Source organism: Paenibacillus sp. FSL R5-0490, from assembly GCF_001956215.1.
In the GTDB taxonomy this organism is placed as follows: domain Bacteria; phylum Bacillota; class Bacilli; order Bacillales; family Cytobacillaceae; genus Cytobacillus.
Window position 1 is genome coordinate 25,491 of record NZ_MRTQ01000026.1, and the last position, 24,337, is coordinate 49,827.

The window sequence follows — 24,337 nt, forward strand, 5'->3', positions numbered from 1 at the left end:
GTTTGAGCAATAAGGGTAAAACCCGGAGATCAAAAGGGAGGTAGGCCCCTTGCTAGATGTAAACAATTTCGAGTATATGAAAATAGGTCTTGCTTCACCGGATAAGATACGTTCTTGGTCACATGGTGAAGTTAAGAAGCCTGAAACGATCAACTATCGTACATTAAAACCAGAAAAAGACGGTCTATTCTGCGAGCGCATTTTCGGACCGACGAAAGACTGGGAATGTCACTGTGGAAAGTATAAGCGTGTTCGATACAAAGGCGTGGTCTGTGACCGATGCGGCGTTGAAGTAACACGTGCGAAAGTCCGCCGTGAAAGAATGGGCCATATTGAACTTGCAGCCCCTGTATCCCACATTTGGTATTTCAAGGGCATCCCAAGCCGTATGGGTCTTGTGCTGGACATGTCTCCTCGTGCACTTGAGGAAGTTATTTACTTCGCTTCTTATGTTGTAACGGATCCTGGCGATACGGCTCTTGAGAAGAAGCAGCTGCTTTCTGAAAAAGAATACCGTGCATACCGTGAAAAATACGGAAACAAGTTCCAGGCATCCATGGGTGCTGAATCCATTAAGAAGCTTCTTTCTGACATAGATCTCAACAAAGATGTAGATACCCTTAAAGAGGAACTGAAAACCGCCCAGGGCCAGCGACGCACTCGTGCAATCAAGCGCCTGGAAGTACTTGAAGCTTTCCGAGGTTCTGGAAATGAACCTTCCTGGATGATTCTCGACGTTCTTCCGGTTATTCCTCCGGAGCTTCGTCCAATGGTACAGCTGGATGGCGGACGTTTTGCCACTTCCGACCTGAATGATCTGTACCGCCGTGTAATCAACCGCAACAACCGTTTGAAGCGTTTATTGGACCTTGGTGCTCCAAGCATTATCGTTCAGAACGAAAAACGCATGCTTCAGGAAGCTGTAGATGCGCTAATTGATAACGGCCGCCGCGGAAGACCGGTAACTGGACCAGGAAACCGTCCGTTAAAATCACTATCGCATATGCTTAAAGGGAAACAAGGACGCTTCCGCCAGAACTTGCTTGGTAAGCGTGTTGACTATTCCGGACGTTCGGTTATCGTCGTAGGACCAAACTTAAAAATGTACCAGTGCGGACTTCCAAAAGAAATGGCATTGGAATTATTCAAGCCATTCGTTATGAAGGAATTAGTGGAGAAGGGCTTAGCCCACAACATCAAATCTGCAAAACGCAAAATTGAAAGAGTACAGCCGGAAGTTTGGGATGTTCTTGAAAGTGTTATTAAAGAGCACCCTGTATTGCTTAACCGTGCCCCAACTCTTCACAGGCTCGGCATTCAGGCATTCGAACCGACATTGGTTGAAGGACGCGCTATTCGTCTTCACCCGCTTGTATGTACTGCTTACAACGCAGACTTTGACGGTGACCAAATGGCTGTTCACGTGCCGCTTTCAGCTGAAGCACAGGCAGAAGCCCGCTTGCTGATGCTGGCAGCACAGAACATTCTGAATCCGAAAGACGGTAAGCCAGTTGTTACTCCTTCTCAGGATATGGTACTAGGCAACTATTACCTGACACTAGAAAGAGCCGGTGCAGTTGGCGAAGGTATGATTTTTAAAGATACAAGCGAAGCGCTGCTTGCTTATCAAAATGGATATGTGCACTTGCATACAAGAGTAGCTGTCCATGCTGGGTCCTTAAATAATCAGACTTTCACTGAAGAACAAAATAAGAAGCTTTTATTGACTACGGTTGGAAAGCTTATTTTCAACGAAATTCTGCCTGAAACATTCCCTTACATTAACGAGCCTACAAAAGAAAACCTTGAGATTGAAACTCCTGTGAAATATTTTGTAGAGCCTGCTACTGATGTAGCTGCCGTTATCAAGGAAATGCCTCTGGTAGATCCGTTTAAGAAAAAAATCCTCGGAAACATCATTGCGGAAGTCTTTAAACGCTTCAAAATTACGGAAACGTCTAAAATGCTTGACCGCATGAAGAACCTTGGATTCAGGCACTCCACAAAAGCCGGTATCACAGTCGGTGTTGCTGATATCGTAGTATTAAAGGAGAAGCAGGAAATTATCCAGGAAGCACAGAGCAAGGTTGATAATGTAATGAAACAGTTCAGACGCGGTCTTATTACTGAAGATGAGCGTTATGATCGTGTTATTTCAATCTGGAGTGCAGCGAAAGATAATATCCAGGCAAAATTAATGAAGTCATTGGATAAATCCAACCCGATCTTCATGATGAGTGACTCCGGTGCCCGTGGTAACGCGTCCAACTTCACTCAGTTAGCCGGTATGCGCGGACTGATGGCCAACCCGGCTGGACGTATCATTGAATTACCGATCAAATCGAGTTTCCGTGAAGGCTTAACAGTACTCGAGTACTTTATTTCCACACACGGTGCCCGTAAAGGTCTTGCCGATACGGCTCTTAAAACAGCTGACTCAGGTTACCTGACTCGCCGTCTTGTTGATGTTGCGCAGGATGTCATCGTTCGTGACGACGATTGCGGAACTGACCGCGGCTTGCTTATCGCATCCCTCAAGGATGGTACTGAAGTCATTGAAGCGCTTGAAGAGCGTCTGATTGGCCGATATGCAAGAAGAAATATCAAGCATCCTGAGACAAATGAAGTGATCGTGCCTGAAAATGGATTGATCACTGAAGATATTGCAGTTGAAATTGTTTCAGCCGGCATTGAAAAGGTATGGATCCGTTCAGCATTCACTTGCAACACCCGCCATGGTGTATGTAAGAAGTGCTACGGCCGCAACTTAGCTACCGGCCAAGAGGTTGAAGTTGGTGAAGCAGTAGGTATTATCGCTGCCCAATCCATCGGTGAACCAGGTACACAGTTAACGATGCGTACCTTCCATACCGGCGGTGTAGCAGGAGATGATATCACTCAAGGTTTACCGCGTATTCAGGAAATTTTCGAAGCGCGTAATCCTAAAGGTCAGGCAGTTATTTCAGAGATCGATGGTGTAGTAGTCGGCCTCAACGAAGGACGCGACCGCCAGCAGGAGATTGTTGTCCAGGGTGAAGTTGAGTCTAAGACTTACACAGCACCTTATACAGCCCGCTTAAAAGTAGCTGTAAACGACGAAGTAGTCCGTGGACAGGAACTGACTGAAGGTTCTATTGACCCTAAAGAGTTAATTAAAGTGAGAGATGTAACAGCTGTTCAAGAATACTTGCTGCGTGAAGTTCAGAAGGTATACCGCATGCAGGGTGTTGAAATCGGCGATAAGCACATCGAGGTAATGGTCCGCCAGATGCTTCGCAAAGTGCGTGTAATTGATGCGGCAGAAACAGATGTGCTTCCAGGTACACTGCTTGATATCCATCAATTTACAGATGCCAATGAAAAAGCCCTTCTTGCTGGTAAAATGCCTGCTACAGGACGTCCGGTTCTGCTGGGTATTACAAAAGCTTCTCTTGAAACAGATTCATTCTTATCAGCAGCATCCTTCCAGGAGACAACAAGAGTTCTTACCGATGCAGCGATCAAAGGCAAGCGCGATGAGCTTCTTGGTCTGAAAGAAAATGTAATTATTGGTAAGCTTGTTCCTGCTGGAACAGGTATGCAGCGATACAGAAGAGCAGAACCTTATACAAACGAGGAAGCTGCTGAAGATACTGTTACTGTAGAATAATGTAATCATTGCGGTGCTTGCTTATTTGAAAGCAAGTGCCGCATTTTATAGTGAATAAACGAAATAAAAATCATTTTGCTTGTTGACATTGAAATATGAAGGTGTTACTATAGCAAAGGTGCTCCTATTCACCGGATACTTTGGAGGATGTCGTAAATGTCTTATGATAAAGTATTGCAGGCAAAAAGTATTATTGTAGGAACAAAGCAAACAGTCAAAGCTCTTAAACTGGGAACAATCGATGAAGTCGTAGTCGCCAGTGATGCTGATCCTAGGGTTACAGCGAAAGTGGTTAGTACAGCGAATGAGATGAACGTTCCGATTGTGTATGTCGATTCGATGAAAAAACTCGGAAAGGCATGTGGAATCGAAGTTGGGGCAGCAGCTGTTGCCATATCTATTTAAAAACTGTTTTTGTAGATTGGTATCTGCAAGAACTTTGTTTTTGCAACAAAATGAACCACCTGGATGTGTGGGCTTAAACAAATTCGAAGGGAGGAAAAATCAAATGCCTACTATTAATCAATTAGTGCGCAAGCCTCGTCAAACTAAGTCTGAGAAGTCAAACTCACCTGCTCTTAACAAAGGCTACAACAGCTTCAAGAAAGCTCAAACAAATGTAGCTTCACCTCAAAAGCGTGGTGTTTGTACTCGTGTTGGTACAATGACTCCAAAGAAACCGAACTCTGCATTACGTAAATATGCTCGTGTTCGTTTAACAAATGGTATCGAGGTTAATGCTTACATCCCTGGTATCGGGCACAACCTTCAAGAGCACAGTGTTGTTCTTATCCGTGGAGGACGTGTAAAAGACTTACCGGGTGTGCGTTACCATATCGTGCGCGGCGCTTTAGATACTGCTGGTGTTAACAACCGTATGCAAGGCCGTTCTAAATACGGTGCTAAGCGTCCAAAAGCAGCTAAAAAATAATTCTAATTAATAGACAACCATCTTTGAAAGGAGGAACAATCCATGCCACGTAAAGGTCCTGTAGCAAAAAGAGACGTATTGCCGGATCCGATTTACAACTCAAAGCTAGTTAGCCGTCTGATCAACAAAATGATGATCGATGGTAAGAGAGGTAAATCTCAAGCAATTCTTTACTCTGCGTTCGATATCATCAGCGAGCGCACTGGCAAAGAACCAATGGAAGTTTTCGATCAGGCGCTTAAAAACATCATGCCTGTACTTGAAGTTAGAGCACGCCGTGTAGGTGGTGCAAACTATCAGGTACCAGTTGAGGTGCGTCCTGACCGCCGTACTACTCTTGGTCTTCGCTGGTTAGTAAACTATGCGCGTCTTCGCGGTGAAAAGACTATGGAAGAGCGTTTAGCTAACGAAATCCTTGATGCAGCTAACAACACTGGTGCATCTGTTAAGAAACGTGAAGATACACACAAAATGGCAGAAGCAAACAAAGCGTTTGCTCACTACCGCTGGTAAGATATACTGCTTAACTAAAATAACACTCATACTAGGAAGGAGAAAGACCCAATGGCTAGAGAGTTCTCCTTAGAAAATACTCGTAATATCGGTATCATGGCTCACATCGATGCCGGTAAAACAACTACTACTGAACGTGTACTTTACTACACTGGCCGTATCCACAAAATCGGTGAAACGCACGAAGGTGCTTCACAGATGGACTGGATGGAGCAGGAGCAAGAGCGTGGAATCACAATCACTTCTGCTGCGACAACTGCACAGTGGAAAGGCCACCGCGTTAACATCATTGACACTCCTGGACACGTAGACTTCACAGTTGAAGTTGAACGTTCACTTCGTGTTCTTGATGGTGCGGTAGCTGTACTTGATGCACAGTCAGGTGTTGAGCCTCAAACTGAAACAGTTTGGCGTCAGGCTACTACTTACGGAGTACCACGCGTGGTATTCGTAAACAAAATGGATAAAATCGGTGCAGACTTCTTGTACTCATTGAAGACTCTTCATGATCGTCTTCAAGCGAATGCAGCTGCAATTCAATTACCGATTGGTGCTGAAGATCAATTCGAAGGCATCATCGACTTAATTGAAATGAAAGCTACATTCTACGGAAACGACTTGGGTACTGATATCGAAGACCGTGAAATTCCAGCTGAATACGTAGATCAAGCAGAAGAGTACCGTGAAAAGCTAATTGAAGCGGTAGCTGAACTTGATGAAGAATTAATGGAGAAATACCTTGGCGGTGAAGAAATCACTAACGAAGAGCTAAAAGCTGCTATTCGTAAAGGTACAGTAAACGTTGAATTCTACCCAGTTATCTGTGGTTCTGCGTTCAAAAACAAAGGTGTTCAAAAAATGCTTGATGCAGTAATCGACTACCTTCCATCTCCACTTGATGTACCTTCTATTAAAGGTACAACTCCGGATACTGAAGAAGAGGTTACTCGTCCTTCAAGCGATGATGCACCATTCTCTGCACTTGCATTTAAAGTTATGACCGACCCTTATGTTGGTAAACTTACATTCTTCCGTGTGTATTCCGGTACATTGAACTCCGGTTCATATGTACAGAACTCTACTAAAGGAAAGCGTGAGCGTGTAGGACGTATCCTGCAAATGCATGCGAATTCCCGTGAAGAGATCTCAGTAGTACACGCTGGAGATATCGCAGCTGCTGTAGGTCTTAAAGACACTACAACAGGGGATACTCTATGTGATGAAAAGAGTCTTGTTATTCTTGAGTCTATGGAATTCCCAGAGCCGGTTATCTCATTATCTATCGAGCCTAAATCAAAGGCTGACCAAGATAAGATGACAACAGCTCTTCAAAAACTTCAAGAAGAAGATCCTACATTCCGCGCTCATACTGACCAGGAAACTGGACAGGTTATCATCGCGGGTATGGGTGAGCTTCACCTTGATATCCTTGTTGACCGTATGAGACGTGAATTTAAAGTGGAAGCTAACGTAGGTGCTCCTCAGGTTGCATACCGTGAAACTTTCCGCGGTTCAGCTCAGGTTGAAGGTAAATTCGCACGTCAATCCGGTGGACGCGGACAATTCGGTCACGTTTGGATCGAATTTAGTCCTAATGAAGAAGGAAAAGGCTTCGAATTCGAAAACGGAATCGTTGGTGGTGTCGTTCCTCGTGAATACATCCCAGCTGTTCAAGCGGGTCTTGAAGACTCTCTGGATAGAGGAGTACTTGCCGGATTCCCAATGGTTGACATCAAAGCCCGTTTATTTGACGGTTCATACCATGATGTTGACTCCTCTGAAATGGCGTTTAAGATTGCTGCATCTATGGCACTTAAAAACGCTGCGTCAAAATGTAACCCTGTAATTCTTGAGCCGGTTATGAAGGTTGAAGTCGTAATCCCTGAAGAATACATGGGAGACATCATGGGTGATGTAACTTCACGCCGTGGACGCGTTGAAGGTATGGAAGCTCGCGGTAACGCGCAAGTAGTTCGTGCGATGGTTCCACTATCAGAAATGTTTGGATATGCAACTTCATTGCGTTCTAACACGCAGGGACGCGGTACATTCTCAATGCACTTCGACCATTATGAAGAAGTTCCAAAATCAATTTCTGAAGAAATCATCAAAAAAAATAAAGGTGAATAATTGATTTTACCTTTTCAATAAAGTATAACTACTATTGTAGGCTAAAAGCGCTGTGGAAAGGGAAACCTCTCCACGGCATCAAATACTTAACTTTTATAATCTGAAGGAGGAAATTTCAAATGGCAAAAGCTAAATTTGACCGTTCAAAACCCCATGTTAACATCGGTACTATCGGACACGTTGACCATGGTAAAACTACTTTAACTGCAGCTATCACAACTGTTCTTTCTAAAAAAGGCGGCGGTGAAGCACGCGGATACGATCAAATCGACGCGGCTCCAGAAGAGCGCGAGCGTGGAATCACAATCTCAACTGCACACGTTGAGTACGAAACTGAAAACCGTCACTATGCACACGTTGACTGCCCAGGTCACGCTGACTATGTTAAAAACATGATCACTGGTGCTGCACAAATGGACGGCGGAATCCTAGTTGTTTCTGCTGCTGACGGCCCAATGCCACAAACTCGTGAGCACATCCTTCTTTCTCGTCAGGTTGGTGTTCCTTTCCTTGTTGTATTCATGAACAAGTGTGACATGGTTGACGATGAAGAACTACTTGAATTAGTAGAAATGGAAGTTCGTGACCTTCTTTCTGAGTACGAATTCCCTGGTGATGACATTCCTGTAATCAAAGGTTCTGCTCTTAAAGCTCTTGAAGGAGAAGCTGAGTGGGAAGCTAAAATCGAAGAACTTATGGCAGCAGTTGACGAGTACATCCCAACTCCAACTCGTGACACTGACAAGCCATTCATGATGCCTGTTGAGGATGTTTTCTCAATTACTGGCCGTGGTACTGTTGCTACAGGACGTGTTGAGCGTGGACAAGTTAAAGTCGGTGACGTTATCGAAATCATCGGTCTTGCTGAAGAGCCAAAATCAACTACTGTAACTGGTGTAGAAATGTTCCGTAAGCTTCTTGACTATGCTGAAGCTGGAGACAACATTGGTGCCCTTCTTCGTGGTGTTGCACGTGAAGATATCCAACGTGGACAAGTACTTGCTAAACCAGGTTCAATCACTCCACACACTAAGTTCAAAGCTGAAGTATACGTTCTTTCAAAAGAAGAAGGTGGACGTCATACTCCATTCTTCACTAACTACCGTCCTCAGTTCTACTTCCGTACAACTGATGTAACTGGTATCTGTAATCTTCCTGAAGGCGTAGAAATGGTTATGCCTGGAGATAACATCGAAATGACTGTAGAACTAATCGCTCCAATCGCTATCGAAGAAGGTACTAAGTTCTCTATCCGTGAGGGTGGACGTACTGTAGGCGCTGGCGTAGTTGCTACAATCACTGAGTAATTTCAACTAATAAAAACAGATGGGTGACGACCCATCTGTTTTTTTATGTGCTTTCTCAATATTTTAATACATAAAGAGATGAATGGAATAAAAAGCACAATTTCAATTTCAATAATAATTCTTACGGTGCTGCTTGCAATTATAAAGATATCATTCCTCCATTAAAACTCCCGAATAAAACCGCTTTTCTTCTATATATAATCACCACTATATTTTTATATTCAATTACTCACAGTGCAAATAGTTAGACTTCTTCCTATACTATTGAAAACTCAATACACAGCAGTTATAATAGTAAAAGTGTGCGGAACAAAAAGAAATAACATTTACTTGTTGCATTTCATTTATTGTTTCTGTATAATAGACAATGTTGGTCTTTGACTGCGATGATGTGAAAGGTTGCTGACACACCCGGCCGCTTTGCCATGGCGAGTGTGTGGGAAATTTTCACGGAGAATGTCTATATTAAAATAGGCGAAAAGGAGGGAAAATAATGGCAAAACAAAAAATTCGTATTCGTTTAAAAGCGTATGATCACAGAATTCTTGATCAATCAGCAGAAAAGATTGTTGAGACTGCAAAACGTTCTGGTGCGGCTGTTTCAGGTCCGATTCCATTACCAACTGAAAAGTCTATTTACACAATCCTGCGAGCGGTTCACAAGTACAAAGACTCTCGTGAACAGTTCGAAATGCGTACGCATAAACGTCTAATCGACATCGTTAACCCAACACCACAAACGGTTGATTCACTAATGCGTTTAGACTTACCGTCTGGTGTAGATATCGAAATCAAACTTTAATCAATAAATAATCATAAGAAACTTAGGAGGTGTGACTGAAATGACCAAAGGAATCTTAGGAAGAAAGATTGGTATGACTCAAGTATTTGCTGAAAACGGTGATCTTATCCCGGTAACAGTAGTTGAGGCAGCTGCTAACGTTGTTCTTCAAAAGAAATCAGTTGAAACTGATGGATATGAAGCAATCCAGATTGGATTCGAAGACAAGCGCGACAAGTTGTCCAACAAACCTGAAAAAGGGCATGTTGCTAAAGCAAACACTGCTCCTAAGCGCTTCGTACGCGAATTCCGCGGAGCTGATTTAGGACAATATGAAGTTGGTCAAGAAGTCAAAGTTGATATTTTCGCAGAAGGCGATACTGTTGATGTAACAGGAATTTCAAAAGGTAAAGGTTTCCAGGGTGCCATCAAGCGCCACGGACAATCTCGCGGGCCTATGGCTCACGGTTCCCGTTACCACCGTCGCCCTGGTTCAATGGGTCCTGTAGCTCCAAACCGTGTATTCAAAGGTAAATTATTACCTGGTCGCATGGGCGGAGAGCAAGTGACTGTACAAAACCTTGAAATCGTAAAAGTTGATGTTGAACGCAACCTTCTTTTGATCAAAGGTAATGTACCTGGTGCCAGAAAAGCATTAGTAAAAATCAAAAGTGCGGTAAAAGCATAATAATTAAACCGGAAAGGAGGAAAACAGAATGCCGAAAGTAGCATTGTTTAACCAAAGCGGATCTAAAGTTGGTGATATCGAACTTAATGATGCGATCTTTGGTATCGAGCCCAACCAGCACGTATTATTCGAAGCTGTTGTTATGCAAAGAGCTTCATTACGTCAAGGGACTCATAAAACTAAAATTCGTTCTGAAGTAGCGGGCGGAGGACGTAAGCCATGGCGCCAAAAAGGCACAGGCCGTGCACGTCAAGGTTCAATCCGTTCACCACAATGGCGCGGAGGCGGTACTGTATTTGGTCCTGTACCACGCAGCTACAGCTACAAACTGCCTAAAAAGGTTCGCCGTCTGGCAATTAAATCTGCGTTATCTTCTAAAGTATTAGAAGAAAACATCCTAGTATTAGAAGGCCTTGCTTTCGAAGCTCCTAAAACTAAAGACTTTAAAGGTGTATTAACTGGTCTTTCTGTTGATTCAAAAGCACTTATCGTAACTGCTGACCTGGAAGAGAACGTAGCATTATCTGCTCGTAACATCCCTGGTGTAACAGTTGTGTCTGCTTCTGGAATCACTGTTTTAGATGTTTTAAACCATGATAAGCTTATCATGACGAAAGCAGCGGTTGAAAAAGTAGAGGAGGTGCTTGCATAATGGATGCACGCGATATCATTAAGCGCCCCGTAATCACTGAACGTTCTACTGACATTATGGCTGATAAAAAATATACGTTCGAAGTTGACGTACGAGCTAACAAGACTCAAGTTAAAGACGCTGTAGAGCAAATCTTTGGCGTTAAAGTTGAGAAAGTTAACATCATGAACTACAAAGGCAAGTTCAAGCGTATGGGCAAATTCGGCGGATACACTAACAAACGCCGTAAAGCGATCGTTAAATTAACAGCTGAAAGCCAAGAAATCGAGCTTTTTGAAGCTTAATTCACTATAACTAGAAGAGGAGGGAAACGAAATGGCGATTAAAAAGTATAAACCTACCTCTAATGGTCGTCGCGGCATGACGGTTTCTGATTTCGCAGAAATCACGACTAACCAACCAGAAAAGTCTTTACTTGCTCCTTTAAAGAGAAAAGGCGGCCGTAACAACCAAGGTAAGTTGACAGTTCGTCATCAAGGCGGCGGTCATAAACGTCAATATCGTATCATCGATTTTAAACGTACCAAAGATGGCATTCCAGGACGCGTTGCCACAATCGAGTATGATCCAAACCGCTCTGCAAATATTGCACTAATTAACTATGTAGATGGAGAAAAGCGCTACATCCTTGCACCTAAGAACTTACAGGTGGGCATGGAAGTAATGTCTGGTCCTGAAGCAGATATCAAAGTGGGTAATGCACTTCCACTAGCTAACATTCCAGTGGGTACAGTAATCCACAACATCGAATTAAAACCTGGTAAAGGCGGACAATTAGTACGTTCTGCTGGTACTTCTGCACAAGTACTTGGTAAAGAAGGCAAGTACGTATTAGTTCGTTTAAACTCTGGTGAGGTTCGCATGATTCTTGCTGAATGCCGTGCGACTGTTGGTCAAGTCGGAAACGAGCAGCACGAGCTTATTAACATTGGTAAAGCAGGTCGTTCACGCTGGTTAGGCAAGCGCCCAACTGTACGTGGATCTGTAATGAACCCTAACGATCACCCACACGGTGGTGGTGAAGGACGTGCGCCAATCGGACGTAAGTCTCCAATGACTCCTTGGGGCAAACCAACACTTGGTTACAAGACTCGCAAGAAGAACAACAAATCAGACAAATTTATCGTACGTCGTCGTAAAAAATAACGGGATTGTACTACGGTTCCAATTAAGAACCGTAGAGCAATCACGAAGGGAGGTTCAATCATGGGTCGCAGCTTAAAAAAAGGACCTTTTGTTGATGAACATTTAATGACAAAGATCGAAAAGCTTAATGAAACAGAAAGCAAGCAAGTTACTAAAACTTGGTCTCGCCGTTCTACGATCTTCCCACAATTCATCGGACACACAATCGCAGTTTATGATGGTCGTAAACATGTGCCTGTATACATCACTGAAGACATGGTAGGCCACAAGCTTGGAGAATTCGCTCCAACTCGTGCGTACAAAGGCCATGGCAATGATGATAAGAAAACAAGACGTTAATGAGAGGAGGGCATTCTAATGCAAGCTAAAGCTGTTGCAAGAACAGTTCGTATTGCTCCTCGTAAAGCTCGTTTAGTCGTAGATTTAATTCGAGGAAAGCAAGTAGGCGAAGCAGTAGCGATTTTAAACCTTACACCTAAAGCTGCTTCTCCAATCGTAGAGAAAGTTTTAAAATCTGCACTAGCTAACGCTGAGCACAACTACGAAATGGACGTTAACAACCTGGTAGTTGCTCAAGCATTCGTAGACGAAGGACCAACTTTAAAACGTTTCCGTCCTCGCGCTATGGGCCGTGCAAGTCAAATCAACAAGCGCACTAGCCATATTACTATCGTTTTATCAGAAAAGAAGGAGGGATAATCAGTGGGTCAAAAAGTAAATCCAGTCGGTTTGCGTGTCGGGATCATCCGTGATTGGGAGTCAAAATGGTACGCAGGCAAAGACTATGCTGATCTTTTACACGAAGACCTTAAGGTTCGTGAGTACATCACAAAGCGCTTAAGCGATGCTTCTGTTTCTAAAGTAGAAATCGAACGTGCTGCTAATCGCGTGAACATCACTATCCACACTGCGAAACCAGGAATGGTTATCGGTAAAGGTGGTACTGAGGTTGAAGCACTTCGCAAGTCACTTAACTCATTAACTGGCAAGCGTGTTCACATCAACATTCTTGAAATTAAAAGAGCAGATATCGATGCGAAATTGGTTGCGGAAAACATTGCTCGTCAATTAGAAAACCGCGTATCTTTCCGTCGTGCTCAAAAACAAACTATTCAACGTGCAATGCGCGCTGGCGCTAAAGGTATCAAAACAATGGTATCTGGTCGTTTAGGCGGTGCTGATATAGCTCGTTCAGAATCATACAGCGAAGGAACAGTTCCACTTCATACTCTTCGTGCTGATATCGATTATGCTGCAGTTGAAGCTGATACAACTTACGGTAAATTGGGCGTAAAAGTATGGATCTATCGTGGAGAGGTCCTTCCTACGAAGAAGAAAACTGGGGAAGGAGGCAAATAATATGTTATTGCCAAAGCGCGTAAAATATCGTCGTGTACACCGCGGAAAAATGCGTGGTCAATCAAAAGGCGGAACTGAAGTAAACTTCGGTGAATATGGCCTTCAAGCTCTAGAAGCTTCTTGGATCACTAACCGTCAAATTGAATCTGCACGTATTGCAATGACTCGTTACATGAAACGTGGCGGTAAAGTTTGGATTCAAATTTTCCCACACAAGCCTTACACTGCAAAGCCTCTAGAAGTCCGCATGGGTTCTGGTAAAGGTGCTCCTGAAGGATGGGTAGCAGTTGTAAAGCCTGGTAAAGTAATGTTCGAAATCGCTGGTGTATCTGAAGAAATCGCTCGTGAAGCATTACGTCTTGCAGCACACAAACTTCCAGTTAAGTGCAAGTTTGTAAAACGAGAAGAAATTGGTGGTGAATCAAATGAAAGCTAATGAAATTCGTGACCTTACCACTGCCGAAATTGAACAAAAAGTAAAATCATTAAAAGAAGAGCTTTTCAACCTTCGCTTTCAATTGGCGACTGGACAACTTGAAAACACAGCTCGCATTCGTGAAGTACGCAAAGCGATTGCCCGCATGAAAACTGTTATTCGTGAAAGAGAAATCGGCTTTAGCAAGTGATATTGAGAGGAGGTTCGCACAATGAGTGAACGCAACCAACGCAAAGTTTACACTGGACGCGTCGTTTCTGACAAAATGGATAAGACAGTAACGGTTCTTGTCGAAACTTACAAAAAGCATCCACTTTACGGTAAACGCGTTAAGTACTCTAAAAAGTTCAAGGCTCATGATGAGCAAAACCAAGCAAAAACTGGCGATATCGTTCGTATTATGGAAACTCGTCCACTATCTGCGACTAAACGCTTCCGTCTTGTAGAAGTAGTTGAAAAAGCAGTTATTATCTAATTGTTCGGTTGGGAGATTTATCCCGAAGGGAGGTTACACACATGATTCAACAAGAATCACGTTTAAAAGTTGCTGACAACTCTGGTGCTCGTGAAGTACTTACAATCAAAGTTCTTGGTGGCTCAGGCCGCAAAACTGCTAACATCGGTGATGTTATCGTTTGTACAGTGAAACAAGCAACACCAGGTGGCGTTGTTAAAAAAGGTGATGTTGTTAAAGCGGTAGTTGTTCGTACTAAGAGCGGTGTACGCCGTAATGACGGTACTTACATTCGTTTCGATGAAAACGCATGTGTAATTATTCGTGATGACAAAGGACCACGCGGAACTCGTATCTTCGGACCGGTTGCCCGTGAACTACGTGAAAACAACTTCATGAAAATTGTATCTTTAGCTCCAGAAGTATTATAAATAACAAATCAAATTGCCTTTAAGGAGGTGCGCACAGATGCATGTGAAAAAAGGTGACAAAGTTATGGTCATCTCTGGTAAGGATAAAGGCAAAACGGGCGTTATTCTTGCAGCGTTCCCTAAACAAAGCCGAGTGCTTGTTGAAGGAGTTAACATTGTAAAGAAACACTCTAAGCCTTCTCAGATGAACCCGCAAGGCGGAATCATCAGCCAAGAGGCACCTGTTCATGTATCAAACGTTATGCCTGTCGATCCTAAATCTGGTGAACCAACTCGTGTAGGCTATAAAACGCTTGATGGCAAAAAAGTACGTGTTGCAACAAAATCCGGTGAAGTTCTAGATAAATAGTTCAAAGAAGAAGGGAGGTACAATGAATGAACCGCCTAAAAGAAAAGCATTCAAAAGAAATTACTCCTGCTCTAATGAGCAAGTTTAACTATAAATCAGTTATGCAAACACCTAAGCTTGAAAAAATCGTTATCAACATGGGTATTGGTGACGCTGTTCAAAACGCTAAAGCACTAGATAAAGCTGTTGAGGAACTAACTTTGATTACTGGTCAAAAGCCGGTTATCACTCGCGCTAAGAAATCAATCGCTGGCTTCCGTCTTCGTGAAGGTATGCCAATCGGTGCGAAGGTTACTCTTCGTGGAGAACGCATGTATGAGTTCTTTGATAAGTTAGTATCTGTATCTCTTCCACGTGTACGTGACTTCCGCGGTATCTCTAAGAAGTCATTTGACGGCCGTGGTAACTATACTCTAGGTGTCAAAGAACAGTTGATCTTCCCTGAGATTGATTACGATAAAGTAAGCAAAGTTCGTGGTATGGATATCGTTATCGTAACTACAGCTAACACTGATGAAGAAGCTCGTGAACTTTTAACTCAATTTGGAATGCCATTCCAAAAGTAATCGCTAAATAGAGGGAGGCGAAAACGTGGCTAAAAAGTCAATGATTGCGAAGCAAAAACGCACGCCTAAACACAAGGTACAGGAGTACACTCGCTGCGAACGCTGCGGACGTCCACATTCTGTATACCGTAAATTTAAGCTTTGTCGTATTTGTTTCCGTGAATTAGCATATAAAGGACAAATTCCTGGCGTGAAAAAAGCTAGCTGGTAAACCCCAAGCATGGGAAGGAGGTAAAAACAATGGTCATGACAGATCCAATTGCAGACTTGCTAACTCGCATCCGTAATGCGAACATGGTTCGTCACGAAAAATTAGAAGTTCCTGCTTCTAACATCAAGAAAGAAATTGCAGAGATCTTAAAGCGTGAAGGTTTTGTACGTGATGTTGAGCTTATCGAAGATAACAAGCAAGGCATCATCCGCATTTTTCTAAAATACGGTTCAAACAACGAACGCGTTATCACTGGTCTTAAGCGTATCAGTAAGCCTGGTCTTCGTGTATACGCAAAGGCTGATGAAGTACCTCGCGTACTTAACGGTCTTGGAATCGCACTAGTTTCTACTTCTCAAGGCGTTATCACTGATAAAGAAGCCCGCGCTCAACAAGTCGGCGGAGAAGTATTAGCATACGTTTGGTAATAGAGTTTTTCATGAATGGAGGTGCAATTAAATGTCTCGTATAGGTAAAAAACCAATCGAAATTCCAACTGGTGTTACTGTTACAAACGACAATAACACTGTTACTGTGAAGGGTCCTAAAGGTGAACTAACTCGTTCATTCAACCAGGATATCGAAATCAAGGTGGAGGACAGCGTAATCAACGTTTCCCGTCCATCTGATGCGAAAGAACACCGCGCATTGCACGGAACTACTCGCGCACTTCTAGCTAACATGGTTGAGGGTGTGTCAAAAGGATTCGAAAGAGGACTAGAGCTTATCGGTGTCGGTTACCGTGCTCAAAAACAAGGCAAAAAGCTTGTTTTAAATGTTGGTTACTCTCATCCTGTTGAAATCGAGCCTGAAGAAGGTATTGAAGTTGAAGTGCCATCTAACACAAAGATCATTGTTAAAGGTACTAACAAAGAACGTGTTGGTGCATTGGCTGCCAACATCCGTGATGTTCGTCCTCCAGAGCCTTACAAAGGTAAAGGTATCCGCTATGAAGGCGAATATGTTCGTCGTAAAGAAGGTAAAACTGGTAAGTAATGCCGCTTAGGTAAACGAAAGGAGTGACCGAAATGATTACGAAGGCTGATAAAAATGCAGTTCGTAAGAAAAGACATGCTCGTGTGCGTGCAAAACTTTCTGGAACTGCGGCTCGTCCTCGTTTAAATGTGTATCGTTCAAACAAGCACATTTATGCTCAACTTATTGATGATGTAAACGGAGTTACTGTAGCAAGTGCTTCTACACAAGATAAAGAAGTGAACCTTGATGCAACTGGCAACGTTGATGCAGCAGTTAAGGTCGGAGAATTAGTTGCAAAGCGCGCAGTCGAAAAAGGCGTTAAAGCTGTCGTTTTCGATCGTGGTGGCTATCTATATCATGGACGTGTTCAAGCATTAGCTGATGCAGCACGTGAAAATGGTTTAGAATTTTAATAGACAAAGGAGGGACACAAAAAGATGCGTCGTATTGATCCAAACAAACTTGAACTTGAAGAGCGCGTAGTTACGATTAATCGTGTAGCAAAGGTTGTTAAAGGTGGACGTCGTTTTCGTTTCTCTGCTCTTGTAGTAGTAGGTGACAAAAACGGTCACGTTGGCTTTGGTACAGGTAAAGCACAGGAAGTACCTGAAGCGATCCGCAAAGCTATTGAAGATGCTAAGAAAAACTTAGTCGAAGTACCTATGGTTGGAACTACAATTCCTCACCAGGTAATCGGTCACTTCGGTGCTGGAGAAATCCTTCTTAAGCCTGCTTCTGAAGGTACTGGAGTAATCGCCGGAGGTCCAGTTCGTGCGGTTCTAGAATTATCTGGTGTTGGTGATATCTTATCTAAATCTTTAGGTACTAACACACCAATCAACATGGTTCGCGCCACTTTGAACGGTTTAACTCAATTAAAACGTGCTGAGGACGTAGCGAAATTACGTGGTAAATCAGTAGAAGAACTGTTAGGATAAGGAGGGATTTCAAATGGCGAATAAACTAGAAGTAACCCTCACTCGCAGCGTGATTGGTCGCCCGCAAGACCAGCGCGAAACAGTTAAGGCTCTTGGCTTACGCAAAATGCACCAAACAGTTGAGCATCAAGATAATCCTGCTATCCGCGGAATGATCAACAAAGTTGCTCACCTTGTTGTGGTAAAAGAAAAATAAATCTATTCTTCTACAAATAAGGAGGTGCCAACATGAAACTTCATGAATTAAAGCCTGCAGAAGGTTCTCGTGGGGAACGCAAACGCAAAGGCCGTGGTATCGGTTCCGGTAATGGTAAAACTGCTGGTAAGGGTCATAAAGGTCAAAACGCTCGTTCTGGCGGCGGTGTCCGTCCTGGATTCGAGGGTGGTCAAACACCTTTATTCCAACGCTTGCCTAAACGCGGTTTCACTAACATCAACCGTAAAGAGTACGCGATTGTGAACCTTGATGCTTTAAACCGTTTCGAAGATGGAGCTGAAGTAACTCCAGCGCTTCTTATTGAAACTGGTGTAGTAAGCAACGAAAAAGCAGGAATCAAGATTCTTGCAAAAGGCAAAGTTGAGAAAAAGCTTACAGTAAAAGCTCATAAATTCTCCTCTGCTGCAAAGGAAGCTATTGAAGCTGCCGGCGGTCAAACTGAGGTGATTTAATGTTTCAGACAATCTCCAATTTTATGCGTGTGGGTGATATAAGACGAAAGATTATTTTCACCCTTTTAATGCTGATTGTATTTCGCATCGGTACATTTATCCCTGTACCGGGCGTAAATGCAGATCTATTAAAAGCCCAGGATGAACTTAATGTATTTGGTGTTCTGAATACATTCGGCGGCGGGGCGCTCCTAAACTTCTCCATCCTTGCAATGGGTATCATGCCGTACATTACGGCATCCATCATTGTGCAGCTTCTGCAGATGGATGTTGTTCCTAAGTTTACGGAATGGTCAAAGCAGGGAGATGTTGGACGCCGTAAGTTAGCTCAGTTTACCCGTTACTTTACTATCGTGCTTGGTTTTATCCAGGCTCTCGGTATGTCTTATGGGTTTAATAACCTAGCAGGCGGAATGCTGATTGAGAAACCGGGAATTACCTCTTATCTATTGATTGCTGTGGTATTGACTGCCGGAACTGCATTTCTAATGTGGCTTGGTGAGCAGATTACATCAAAAGGTGTAGGAAATGGTATTTCCATCATTATCTTTGCTGGTATCGTAGCTGGGATTCCTTCAACGGTTAACCAGATTTACGCTCAGCAGTTTGAAAATGCTGGAGAGCAGCTATTCCTTCGCATTGTGACAGTCGTGCTTATCCTAATCGCAGTCATTGCTATTGTTGTAGGAACGATCTTTATCCAACAGGCATTAAGAAAGATTCCTATTCAATATGCTAAGCGTGTAACAGCAGGACAAAATTCTGCTGGCGGACAATCAACTCATCTTCCGTTAAAAGTTAATGCAGCTGGTGTAATTCCAGTAATCTTTGCGATTTCTTTCATCATCACGCCAAGAACCATTGCCGGTTTCTTTGAGCAGAATGATGTTACGCTATGGATTCAAAGAATATTTGACTATACGTCTCCAATCGGAATGGTCATCTATAGTGCATTAATCATTGCTTTTACTTATTTCTATGCTTTTATTCAGGTGAACCCGGAACAAGTTGCGGAAAACCTGAAGAAGCAGGGCGGTTATATCCCGGGCATCCGTCCAGGAAATAACACGCAGGAATATCTGACCCGCGTCTTATACCGTTTAACGTTAGTCGGTGCGCTATTCCTGACAGTGATTTCAATCCTGCCGGTATTCTTCATCAATATCGCCGGATTGCCTGAATCTGCGCAAATTGGAGGCACAAGCCTGCTGATCGTTGTCGGTGTTGCACTGGAAACGATGAAGCAGCTTGAAGCACAGCTGGTTAAACGTCATTATAAAGGTTTCATTAAATAATTTGGTTGTAGGGGACGCATGTTCCCTTATACCATTTAGAGACTAGGGGGAAATTGACGTGAATTTAGTTTTAATGGGGCTCCCTGGTGCCGGTAAAGGTACACAAGCCGAGAAGATCGTCCAAAAATACGGCATCCCTCATATTTCTACCGGAGATATGTTCCGTGCGGCTATTAAAGACGAAACGGACCTAGGCCTTAAAGCAAAATCATTCATGGATAAAGGCGAGCTTGTTCCTGATGAGGTAACAATCGGCATTGTACGTGAACGATTAAGCAAGGATGATTGTGAAAAAGGCTTTTTGCTGGATGGCTTCCCAAGAACGGTTGCCCAAGCAGATGCCCTTGAAAACATCCTTTCTGATTTAAACAAGAAAATTAATTTTGTTATTAATATTGATGTTGATCAGAGTATTCTAATGGAACGTCTTACAGGACGCCGCATCTGTAAAGAATGCGGAGCTACTTATCATTTAGTATTCAATCCGCCAGCGAAAGACGGAGTGTGTGATCGCTGTGGCGGTGAGCTGTATCAGCGTGCTGATGATAATGAAGCGACTGTTCAGAATAGACTTGATGTTAATATTAAACAAACCAAACCGTTGCTTGATTTCTACGAAACGAAAGGTTATCTGCGCAATATTGATGGTCAGCAGGATATTAATAAAGTATTTTCTGATCTTGATGCATTGCTCGGGGGCTTACAATGATCATTTGCAAAACCCCGCGTGAGCTTGAAATAATGCGTGAGGCCGGCAGAATCGTAGCACTTACACATCAGGAACTGAAAAAACATATTGCACCCGGTATCACAACCCGCGAACTGGATGTTATTGCTGACCGGTTTATCCGTAAACACGATGCAATTCCATCATTCAAAGGGTATAATGGTTTCCGCGGCAGCATCTGTGCTTCAGTTAACGATGAACTTGTTCATGGAATTCCTGGTGGTCGAGTTTTAAATGACGGTGATATAATCAGCATTGATATCGGTGCTAAATATAACGGTTATCATGGTGACTCAGCCTGGACTTATGCTGTTGGCCAAATTGATGAAGAATCCGAGCGTCTGATGGATGTGACAGAGGAATCGTTATATAAGGGCCTTGAAGAAGCAAAACCGGGTGAGCGCTTGTCGAACATCTCCCATGCTATCCAAACGTATGCGGAATCTAACGGCTTTTCCATTGTACGCGAGTATGTCGGCCATGGTGTAGGGCAAGACTTACATGAGGATCCTCAAATTCCTCATTATGGACCCCCCAACAGAGGGCCGCGCTTAAAGCCGGGAATGGTACTTGCTATTGAACCTATGGTGAATGCAGGAAGTCGTTATGTTAAAACCTTAACCGATAACTGGACAGTTGTAACGGTTGACGGTAAAAGGTGTGCACATTATGAGCATACAATAGCGATCACTGAATCCGGTTATGAAATACTGACAAAAGCCTAAGGTGCAGGTGATTCCATTGGTTGGTTCTGATACGAATCCGCTGCATGGTCAAATTGTTTTGATCAAAAGTGGAAGCGATGCTGGTCAATATGCTATAATTATAAGGTTGTTGGATGAAAGGTATGTTATGCTTGCTGACGGCGGCAGGAAGAAATTCGACCGCCCGAAGAAAAAGAACGTTCAGCATCTGCAATTGCTTAATTATATCTCTCCAGAAGTTCAGACCAGTCTCCAGGAGACCGGCCGTGTAACAAACGGAAAGTTGCGCTTTGCGCTTGCAAAGTATGTAAATGAATTCGTATATGACATGAAGAAGGGAGAATAAAGTTCAATGGCGAAAGACGATGTAATCGAAATAGAAGGCACAGTTGTTGATACTTTGCCAAATGCAATGTTTAAGGTAGAATTAGAAAATGGTCATACAGTGCTAGCTCATGTATCCGGTAAGATCCGCATGCACTTCATCCGTATTTTACCTGGAGATAAAGTAACAGTTGAGCTATCTCCATATGATTTAACACGCGGTAGAATCACATATCGTTTTAAATAATCATTGCACTCCGTACTATTAAGGAGGTTAGGATAATGAAAGTAAGACCATCAGTTAAACCAATCTGCGAAAAGTGTAAAGTTATCCGCAGACGTGGAAAAGTAATGGTTATCTGTGAAAACCCTAAACATAAACAAAAACAAGGTTAATTCGAAGGAGGTGCGCTTATACAATGGCACGTATTGCTGGTGTAGATGTTCCACGTGAAAAACGTGTAGTAATCTCATTAACTTATATCTTTGGTATTGGTAAATCTACAGCTCAGAAAGTTTTGGCTGAAGCTGGTGTTTCTGAAGACACTCGTGTTCGAGATCTTACAGAAGATGAACTTAACAAAATCCGTGACATCATCGACAAATTGAAAGTTGAAGGTGACCTTCGCCGTGAGGTTTCACTTAACATCAAACGTCTAATGGAGATCGGAAGCTATCGCGGTCTACGTCATCGCCGTGGTTTACCGGTTCGCGGACAAAACACTAAAAACAACGCTCGTACACGCAAAGGTCCTCGTAAGACTGTAGCGAACAAGAAGAAATAATCGGTAAAGGAGGTAACTTTAAATGGCTCGTAAAACTAATACACGTAAGCGTCGTGTGAAAAAGAATATTGAACAGGGTATTGCACATATCCGTTCTACTTTCAACAACACAATCGTAACTATCACTGATGTTCATGGAAATGCTATTTCATGGTCAAGTGCTGGAGCTCTTGGATTCAGAGGTTCTCGTAAATCTACTCCATTCGCAGCACAAATGGCAGCTGAAACTGCAGCTAAAACTTCCCAGGAACACGGTATGAAATCCCTTGAAGTAACTGTTAAAGGACCTGGTGCAGGACGTGAAGCTGCAATCCGTGCTCTTCAAGCTGCTGGTCTAGAAGTTACTGCTATCAGAGACGTAACTCCAGTTCCTCATAACGGATGTCGTCCGCCAAAACGCCGCCGTGTATAATTTTTCTGTATAGAATTTGTATCCTTGTCTATAATGGGATATGATACTAATTTTTTAGTTATACAGAACAATTATTCCAGTTGTTGTGCACAAAACGGGAACGTATACATGGGGGAATTTCGGTTAGAGATTGCTAGCCGGGGTTTCGACGTTTTGAAGGAGGGTATATTTTGATGATCGAAATAGAAAAACCAAAAATCGAAACGGTTGAGATCAGCGATGATGCCAAGTACGGCAAGTTCGTCGTCGAGCCACTTGAGCGTGGATATGGTACAACTTTGGGTAACTCCTTACGTCGTATCCTTTTATCCTCACTCCCAGGTGCCGCTGTCACATCGATCCAAATTGATGGGGTACTTCATGAGTTCTCAACAATTGAAGGCGTCGTAGAAGATGTAACATCTATCATTTTAAACATTAAAAAACTAGCACTTAAAATCTACTCTGATGAAGAAAAAACATTGGAAATCGATGTTCAGGGTGAAGGTGTAGTGAAGGCAGCTGACGTAACACATGACAGCGATGTTGAAATCCTTAATCCGGATCTTCATATTGCTACTCTGGGTTCGAATGCTCACCTGCGCATGCGTTTAACTGCAAGACGCGGACGAGGCTATACACCAGCTGACCAAAACAAGAGAGAAGATCAGCCAATCGGTGTGATTCCGATCGATTCCATCTACACTCCAGTAGCTCGTATTTCTTACCAGGTAGAGAATACACGTGTGGGTCAAATGACTAACTATGATAAGTTAACATTCGATGTTTGGACTGACGGCAGTACAGGTCCTCAAGATGCTGTTGCACTTGGAGCGAAGATCTTAACTGAGCATTTGAATATTTTTGTCGGTTTAACTGATGAAGCTCAAAATGCTGAAATCATGGTTGAAAAAGAAGAAGACCAAAAAGAGAAAGTACTTGAGATGACAATTGAAGAACTTGACTTGTCTGTACGTTCTTACAACTGCTTAAAGCGCGCTGGCATCAATACTGTTCAGGAATTAGCCAATAAAACTGAAGAGGATATGATGAAGGTCCGTAACCTTGGCAGAAAGTCACTTGAGGAAGTAAAACATAAATTAGAAGATCTTGGACTGGGCTTACGCAAAGACGATTGATTAATGAAGATTAATTGATTATCTGCATGTTTGCTTTCAGCAGATTGAATGACTTCAACAAAGGAGGGAAACTTTCATGGGATACAGAAAGTTAGGACGCACTAGCTCACAACGTAAAGCTATGCTGCGTGACTTAGCAACAGATCTAATCATCAATGAGCGCATCGAAACAACTGAAGCTCGTGCGAAAGAACTTCGTTCAGTTGTTGAGAAAATGATCACTCTTGGAAAGCGCGGCGACTTGCATGCACGCCGTCAAGCAGCTGCATTTGTTCGCAACGAGGTAGCTAACGCTGAAACTGACCAGGATGCTGTTCAAAAATTATTCAGCGACATCGCAACTCGTTATGAAGAGCGCCAAGGCGGATACACTCGTATTATGAAACTTGGACCTCGTCGTGGAGACGGTGCGCCAATGGTAATCATCGAGTTAGTATAATTTTTTAAGGAAAGGGCGCGGGACGGTTTCAAAGAACTTGTTCTTTGCCCTTTTTCTATAAAAACGGCTGTTTCCTTAATTTGTCTGGAATGCCGTAATCAGGCCAAAAACGAGCGTTACGATGAGCATGTACAGCTAACTAACAGGGATGGATGAGCAATAGATTCCCCATTACCTGGTACATTGACTCGTCTAGCTCATGCACCTCTTCCGGAGATAAGAAATGCGCCCGGCAGTCTACTGCCTGACGGAATGAGGTGCAGGCTTTTTTAAATTCCTCAAGGTCATAGACATAAGGAAATCGAGATCTATGAACATTTATACAATAGCAAGAACCAACCACCA

Annotated in this window: 37 protein-coding genes; all 37 read left to right on the top strand. The window is 43.1% G+C overall.

The genetic code is table 11. The features are described from left to right. Window positions 1-49: 49 nt before the first annotated feature. Entirely contained in the window at window positions 50-3,649 is a 3,600-nt protein-coding gene (rpoC, locus tag BK139_RS19215; protein ID WP_076262032.1) for a DNA-directed RNA polymerase subunit beta', read from the top strand. Between the two features lie 156 nt (window positions 3,650-3,805). Beyond that, window positions 3,806-4,054, top strand: coding sequence for a 50S ribosomal protein L7ae-like protein (locus BK139_RS19220; RefSeq protein WP_076262034.1), 249 nt, complete (start codon window positions 3,806-3,808; stop codon window positions 4,052-4,054). A 103-nt stretch (window positions 4,055-4,157) separates the two neighbouring features. Beyond that, entirely contained in the window at window positions 4,158-4,580 is a 423-nt protein-coding gene (rpsL, locus tag BK139_RS19225) for a 30S ribosomal protein S12 (protein WP_009336562.1), read from the top strand. Between the two features lie 42 nt (window positions 4,581-4,622). After that, a complete protein-coding gene (rpsG, locus tag BK139_RS19230) occupies window positions 4,623-5,093 on the top strand; it encodes a 30S ribosomal protein S7 (RefSeq protein ID WP_009336565.1) in 471 nt (156 codons plus the stop codon). A 51-nt stretch (window positions 5,094-5,144) separates the two neighbouring features. Continuing rightward, window positions 5,145-7,223, top strand: a complete 2,079-nt coding sequence (fusA, locus tag BK139_RS19235; RefSeq protein ID WP_076262036.1) for an elongation factor G — start codon at window positions 5,145-5,147, stop codon at window positions 7,221-7,223. Between the two features lie 119 nt (window positions 7,224-7,342). After that, a complete protein-coding gene (tuf, locus tag BK139_RS19240) occupies window positions 7,343-8,530 on the top strand; it encodes an elongation factor Tu (RefSeq protein WP_076262039.1) in 1,188 nt (395 codons plus the stop codon). 493 nt (window positions 8,531-9,023) lie between these two features. Further along, window positions 9,024-9,332 (top strand): 30S ribosomal protein S10, encoded by a 309-nt coding sequence (rpsJ, locus tag BK139_RS19245; protein ID WP_009336571.1) that lies wholly within the window; start codon window positions 9,024-9,026, stop codon window positions 9,330-9,332. A 40-nt stretch (window positions 9,333-9,372) separates the two neighbouring features. Further along, a complete protein-coding gene (gene rplC, locus BK139_RS19250; RefSeq protein ID WP_035332300.1) occupies window positions 9,373-9,999 on the top strand; it encodes a 50S ribosomal protein L3 in 627 nt (208 codons plus the stop codon). A gap of 28 nt (window positions 10,000-10,027) precedes the next feature. Next, window positions 10,028-10,651, top strand: a complete 624-nt coding sequence (gene rplD, locus BK139_RS19255) for a 50S ribosomal protein L4 (RefSeq protein ID WP_076262042.1) — start codon at window positions 10,028-10,030, stop codon at window positions 10,649-10,651. Beyond that, complete coding sequence (gene rplW / locus BK139_RS19260; protein WP_035332296.1) at window positions 10,651-10,935, top strand: 50S ribosomal protein L23; 285 nt, start codon at window positions 10,651-10,653, stop codon at window positions 10,933-10,935. The genes rplD and rplW overlap by 1 nt, the downstream gene beginning before the upstream one ends. 31 nt (window positions 10,936-10,966) lie before the next feature. Next, the gene (gene rplB / locus BK139_RS19265) at window positions 10,967-11,797 is read left to right on the top strand and encodes a 50S ribosomal protein L2 (RefSeq protein WP_035332294.1); all 831 of its coding nucleotides are present in this window, start codon (window positions 10,967-10,969) and stop codon (window positions 11,795-11,797) included. A 60-nt stretch (window positions 11,798-11,857) separates the two neighbouring features. Then, on the top strand, window positions 11,858-12,136 hold the full coding sequence (gene rpsS, locus BK139_RS19270) for a 30S ribosomal protein S19 (protein WP_009336580.1): 279 nt from the start codon (window positions 11,858-11,860) through the stop codon (window positions 12,134-12,136). 18 nt (window positions 12,137-12,154) lie between these two features. Further along, window positions 12,155-12,496 (top strand): 50S ribosomal protein L22, encoded by a 342-nt coding sequence (gene rplV / locus BK139_RS19275; RefSeq protein ID WP_009336582.1) that lies wholly within the window; start codon window positions 12,155-12,157, stop codon window positions 12,494-12,496. Window positions 12,497-12,499: 3 nt separating this feature from the next. Further along, window positions 12,500-13,156, top strand: coding sequence for a 30S ribosomal protein S3 (gene rpsC / locus BK139_RS19280; protein WP_076262044.1), 657 nt, complete (start codon window positions 12,500-12,502; stop codon window positions 13,154-13,156). Window position 13,157: 1 nt separating this feature from the next. Beyond that, window positions 13,158-13,592, top strand: coding sequence for a 50S ribosomal protein L16 (gene rplP / locus BK139_RS19285; protein ID WP_048011516.1), 435 nt, complete (start codon window positions 13,158-13,160; stop codon window positions 13,590-13,592). Next, window positions 13,582-13,782, top strand: a complete 201-nt coding sequence (gene rpmC, locus BK139_RS19290) for a 50S ribosomal protein L29 (RefSeq protein WP_009336588.1) — start codon at window positions 13,582-13,584, stop codon at window positions 13,780-13,782. Before rplP ends, rpmC begins: the two co-directional genes overlap by 11 nt. A 21-nt stretch (window positions 13,783-13,803) precedes the next feature. Next, a complete protein-coding gene (gene rpsQ / locus BK139_RS19295) occupies window positions 13,804-14,067 on the top strand; it encodes a 30S ribosomal protein S17 (RefSeq protein ID WP_009336589.1) in 264 nt (87 codons plus the stop codon). Window positions 14,068-14,108: 41 nt separating this feature from the next. Beyond that, window positions 14,109-14,477, top strand: coding sequence for a 50S ribosomal protein L14 (rplN, locus tag BK139_RS19300; RefSeq protein WP_009336590.1), 369 nt, complete (start codon window positions 14,109-14,111; stop codon window positions 14,475-14,477). Window positions 14,478-14,514: 37 nt separating this feature from the next. Then, window positions 14,515-14,826, top strand: coding sequence for a 50S ribosomal protein L24 (gene rplX, locus BK139_RS19305; protein ID WP_076262046.1), 312 nt, complete (start codon window positions 14,515-14,517; stop codon window positions 14,824-14,826). Window positions 14,827-14,852: 26 nt separating this feature from the next. Beyond that, complete coding sequence (gene rplE, locus BK139_RS19310) at window positions 14,853-15,392, top strand: 50S ribosomal protein L5 (RefSeq protein ID WP_076262048.1); 540 nt, start codon at window positions 14,853-14,855, stop codon at window positions 15,390-15,392. A 25-nt stretch (window positions 15,393-15,417) separates the two neighbouring features. Beyond that, a complete protein-coding gene (gene rpsN, locus BK139_RS19315; RefSeq protein ID WP_009336593.1) occupies window positions 15,418-15,603 on the top strand; it encodes a 30S ribosomal protein S14 in 186 nt (61 codons plus the stop codon). A 29-nt stretch (window positions 15,604-15,632) separates the two neighbouring features. Beyond that, entirely contained in the window at window positions 15,633-16,031 is a 399-nt protein-coding gene (rpsH, locus tag BK139_RS19320; protein WP_076262050.1) for a 30S ribosomal protein S8, read from the top strand. Between the two features lie 31 nt (window positions 16,032-16,062). After that, window positions 16,063-16,599, top strand: coding sequence for a 50S ribosomal protein L6 (gene rplF, locus BK139_RS19325; RefSeq protein ID WP_035332287.1), 537 nt, complete (start codon window positions 16,063-16,065; stop codon window positions 16,597-16,599). 32 nt (window positions 16,600-16,631) lie between these two features. Further along, the gene (rplR, locus tag BK139_RS19330; RefSeq protein WP_035332285.1) at window positions 16,632-16,994 is read left to right on the top strand and encodes a 50S ribosomal protein L18; all 363 of its coding nucleotides are present in this window, start codon (window positions 16,632-16,634) and stop codon (window positions 16,992-16,994) included. 24 nt (window positions 16,995-17,018) lie between these two features. Continuing rightward, the gene (gene rpsE, locus BK139_RS19335) at window positions 17,019-17,519 is read left to right on the top strand and encodes a 30S ribosomal protein S5 (protein WP_076262052.1); all 501 of its coding nucleotides are present in this window, start codon (window positions 17,019-17,021) and stop codon (window positions 17,517-17,519) included. A gap of 13 nt (window positions 17,520-17,532) precedes the next feature. Next, complete coding sequence (rpmD, locus tag BK139_RS19340; RefSeq protein ID WP_009336598.1) at window positions 17,533-17,715, top strand: 50S ribosomal protein L30; 183 nt, start codon at window positions 17,533-17,535, stop codon at window positions 17,713-17,715. Window positions 17,716-17,747: 32 nt separating this feature from the next. Further along, window positions 17,748-18,188 (top strand): 50S ribosomal protein L15, encoded by a 441-nt coding sequence (gene rplO, locus BK139_RS19345; RefSeq protein WP_035332284.1) that lies wholly within the window; start codon window positions 17,748-17,750, stop codon window positions 18,186-18,188. Beyond that, window positions 18,188-19,483: a preprotein translocase subunit SecY gene (secY, locus tag BK139_RS19350; protein WP_076262054.1), complete on the top strand. Its 1,296-nt coding sequence runs from the start codon at window positions 18,188-18,190 to the stop codon at window positions 19,481-19,483. Before rplO ends, secY begins: the two co-directional genes overlap by 1 nt. A 58-nt stretch (window positions 19,484-19,541) precedes the next feature. Next, on the top strand, window positions 19,542-20,192 hold the full coding sequence (locus BK139_RS19355) for an adenylate kinase (RefSeq protein WP_076262056.1): 651 nt from the start codon (window positions 19,542-19,544) through the stop codon (window positions 20,190-20,192). Next, the gene (gene map / locus BK139_RS19360) at window positions 20,189-20,935 is read left to right on the top strand and encodes a type I methionyl aminopeptidase (RefSeq protein WP_076262059.1); all 747 of its coding nucleotides are present in this window, start codon (window positions 20,189-20,191) and stop codon (window positions 20,933-20,935) included. Before BK139_RS19355 ends, map begins: the two co-directional genes overlap by 4 nt. Window positions 20,936-20,951: 16 nt before the next feature. Beyond that, window positions 20,952-21,260, top strand: coding sequence for a KOW domain-containing RNA-binding protein (locus tag BK139_RS19365; protein ID WP_076262061.1), 309 nt, complete (start codon window positions 20,952-20,954; stop codon window positions 21,258-21,260). A 6-nt stretch (window positions 21,261-21,266) separates the two neighbouring features. After that, complete coding sequence (gene infA / locus BK139_RS19370; RefSeq protein ID WP_009336604.1) at window positions 21,267-21,485, top strand: translation initiation factor IF-1; 219 nt, start codon at window positions 21,267-21,269, stop codon at window positions 21,483-21,485. Between the two features lie 35 nt (window positions 21,486-21,520). Further along, window positions 21,521-21,634, top strand: coding sequence for a 50S ribosomal protein L36 (gene rpmJ / locus BK139_RS19375; RefSeq protein ID WP_000868344.1), 114 nt, complete (start codon window positions 21,521-21,523; stop codon window positions 21,632-21,634). A gap of 23 nt (window positions 21,635-21,657) precedes the next feature. Then, window positions 21,658-22,023 (top strand): 30S ribosomal protein S13, encoded by a 366-nt coding sequence (rpsM, locus tag BK139_RS19380; RefSeq protein ID WP_009336605.1) that lies wholly within the window; start codon window positions 21,658-21,660, stop codon window positions 22,021-22,023. 22 nt (window positions 22,024-22,045) lie between these two features. Further along, window positions 22,046-22,435 carry a 30S ribosomal protein S11 gene (gene rpsK, locus BK139_RS19385; protein ID WP_048011510.1) on the top strand — a complete coding sequence of 130 codons (390 nt, stop codon included), beginning with the start codon at window positions 22,046-22,048 and terminating at the stop codon, window positions 22,433-22,435. A gap of 173 nt (window positions 22,436-22,608) precedes the next feature. After that, on the top strand, window positions 22,609-23,553 hold the full coding sequence (locus tag BK139_RS19390; RefSeq protein ID WP_035332273.1) for a DNA-directed RNA polymerase subunit alpha: 945 nt from the start codon (window positions 22,609-22,611) through the stop codon (window positions 23,551-23,553). A 76-nt stretch (window positions 23,554-23,629) separates the two neighbouring features. Continuing rightward, window positions 23,630-23,992 (top strand): 50S ribosomal protein L17, encoded by a 363-nt coding sequence (gene rplQ, locus BK139_RS19395; protein ID WP_009336608.1) that lies wholly within the window; start codon window positions 23,630-23,632, stop codon window positions 23,990-23,992. Window positions 23,993-24,337: the final 345 nt, after the last annotated feature.

Coding starts and splice junctions, on each gene's coding strand:
- rplC (WP_035332300.1), top strand. CDS start 9,373: ATGACCAAAGGAATCTTAGGAAGAAAGATTGGTATGACTCAAGTATTT.
- infA (WP_009336604.1), top strand. CDS start 21,267: ATGGCGAAAGACGATGTAATCGAAATAGAAGGCACAGTTGTTGATACT.
- rpsM (WP_009336605.1), top strand. CDS start 21,658: ATGGCACGTATTGCTGGTGTAGATGTTCCACGTGAAAAACGTGTAGTA.
- rplO (WP_035332284.1), top strand. CDS start 17,748: ATGAAACTTCATGAATTAAAGCCTGCAGAAGGTTCTCGTGGGGAACGC.
- fusA (WP_076262036.1), top strand. CDS start 5,145: ATGGCTAGAGAGTTCTCCTTAGAAAATACTCGTAATATCGGTATCATG.
- rplB (WP_035332294.1), top strand. CDS start 10,967: ATGGCGATTAAAAAGTATAAACCTACCTCTAATGGTCGTCGCGGCATG.
- rpsL (WP_009336562.1), top strand. CDS start 4,158: ATGCCTACTATTAATCAATTAGTGCGCAAGCCTCGTCAAACTAAGTCT.
- rplW (WP_035332296.1), top strand. CDS start 10,651: ATGGATGCACGCGATATCATTAAGCGCCCCGTAATCACTGAACGTTCT.
- rpsJ (WP_009336571.1), top strand. CDS start 9,024: ATGGCAAAACAAAAAATTCGTATTCGTTTAAAAGCGTATGATCACAGA.
- secY (WP_076262054.1), top strand. CDS start 18,188: ATGTTTCAGACAATCTCCAATTTTATGCGTGTGGGTGATATAAGACGA.
- BK139_RS19220 (WP_076262034.1), top strand. CDS start 3,806: ATGTCTTATGATAAAGTATTGCAGGCAAAAAGTATTATTGTAGGAACA.
- tuf (WP_076262039.1), top strand. CDS start 7,343: ATGGCAAAAGCTAAATTTGACCGTTCAAAACCCCATGTTAACATCGGT.
- rpsQ (WP_009336589.1), top strand. CDS start 13,804: ATGAGTGAACGCAACCAACGCAAAGTTTACACTGGACGCGTCGTTTCT.
- rpsE (WP_076262052.1), top strand. CDS start 17,019: ATGCGTCGTATTGATCCAAACAAACTTGAACTTGAAGAGCGCGTAGTT.
- rplR (WP_035332285.1), top strand. CDS start 16,632: ATGATTACGAAGGCTGATAAAAATGCAGTTCGTAAGAAAAGACATGCT.
- rplF (WP_035332287.1), top strand. CDS start 16,063: ATGTCTCGTATAGGTAAAAAACCAATCGAAATTCCAACTGGTGTTACT.
- rpmJ (WP_000868344.1), top strand. CDS start 21,521: ATGAAAGTAAGACCATCAGTTAAACCAATCTGCGAAAAGTGTAAAGTT.
- rplV (WP_009336582.1), top strand. CDS start 12,155: ATGCAAGCTAAAGCTGTTGCAAGAACAGTTCGTATTGCTCCTCGTAAA.
- rplN (WP_009336590.1), top strand. CDS start 14,109: ATGATTCAACAAGAATCACGTTTAAAAGTTGCTGACAACTCTGGTGCT.
- rplP (WP_048011516.1), top strand. CDS start 13,158: ATGTTATTGCCAAAGCGCGTAAAATATCGTCGTGTACACCGCGGAAAA.
- rpsK (WP_048011510.1), top strand. CDS start 22,046: ATGGCTCGTAAAACTAATACACGTAAGCGTCGTGTGAAAAAGAATATT.
- rpsG (WP_009336565.1), top strand. CDS start 4,623: ATGCCACGTAAAGGTCCTGTAGCAAAAAGAGACGTATTGCCGGATCCG.
- rplD (WP_076262042.1), top strand. CDS start 10,028: ATGCCGAAAGTAGCATTGTTTAACCAAAGCGGATCTAAAGTTGGTGAT.
- rpmD (WP_009336598.1), top strand. CDS start 17,533: ATGGCGAATAAACTAGAAGTAACCCTCACTCGCAGCGTGATTGGTCGC.
- rplX (WP_076262046.1), top strand. CDS start 14,515: ATGCATGTGAAAAAAGGTGACAAAGTTATGGTCATCTCTGGTAAGGAT.
- map (WP_076262059.1), top strand. CDS start 20,189: ATGATCATTTGCAAAACCCCGCGTGAGCTTGAAATAATGCGTGAGGCC.
- BK139_RS19390 (WP_035332273.1), top strand. CDS start 22,609: ATGATCGAAATAGAAAAACCAAAAATCGAAACGGTTGAGATCAGCGAT.
- rplE (WP_076262048.1), top strand. CDS start 14,853: ATGAACCGCCTAAAAGAAAAGCATTCAAAAGAAATTACTCCTGCTCTA.
- rplQ (WP_009336608.1), top strand. CDS start 23,630: ATGGGATACAGAAAGTTAGGACGCACTAGCTCACAACGTAAAGCTATG.
- rpsH (WP_076262050.1), top strand. CDS start 15,633: ATGGTCATGACAGATCCAATTGCAGACTTGCTAACTCGCATCCGTAAT.
- rpsS (WP_009336580.1), top strand. CDS start 11,858: ATGGGTCGCAGCTTAAAAAAAGGACCTTTTGTTGATGAACATTTAATG.
- rpmC (WP_009336588.1), top strand. CDS start 13,582: ATGAAAGCTAATGAAATTCGTGACCTTACCACTGCCGAAATTGAACAA.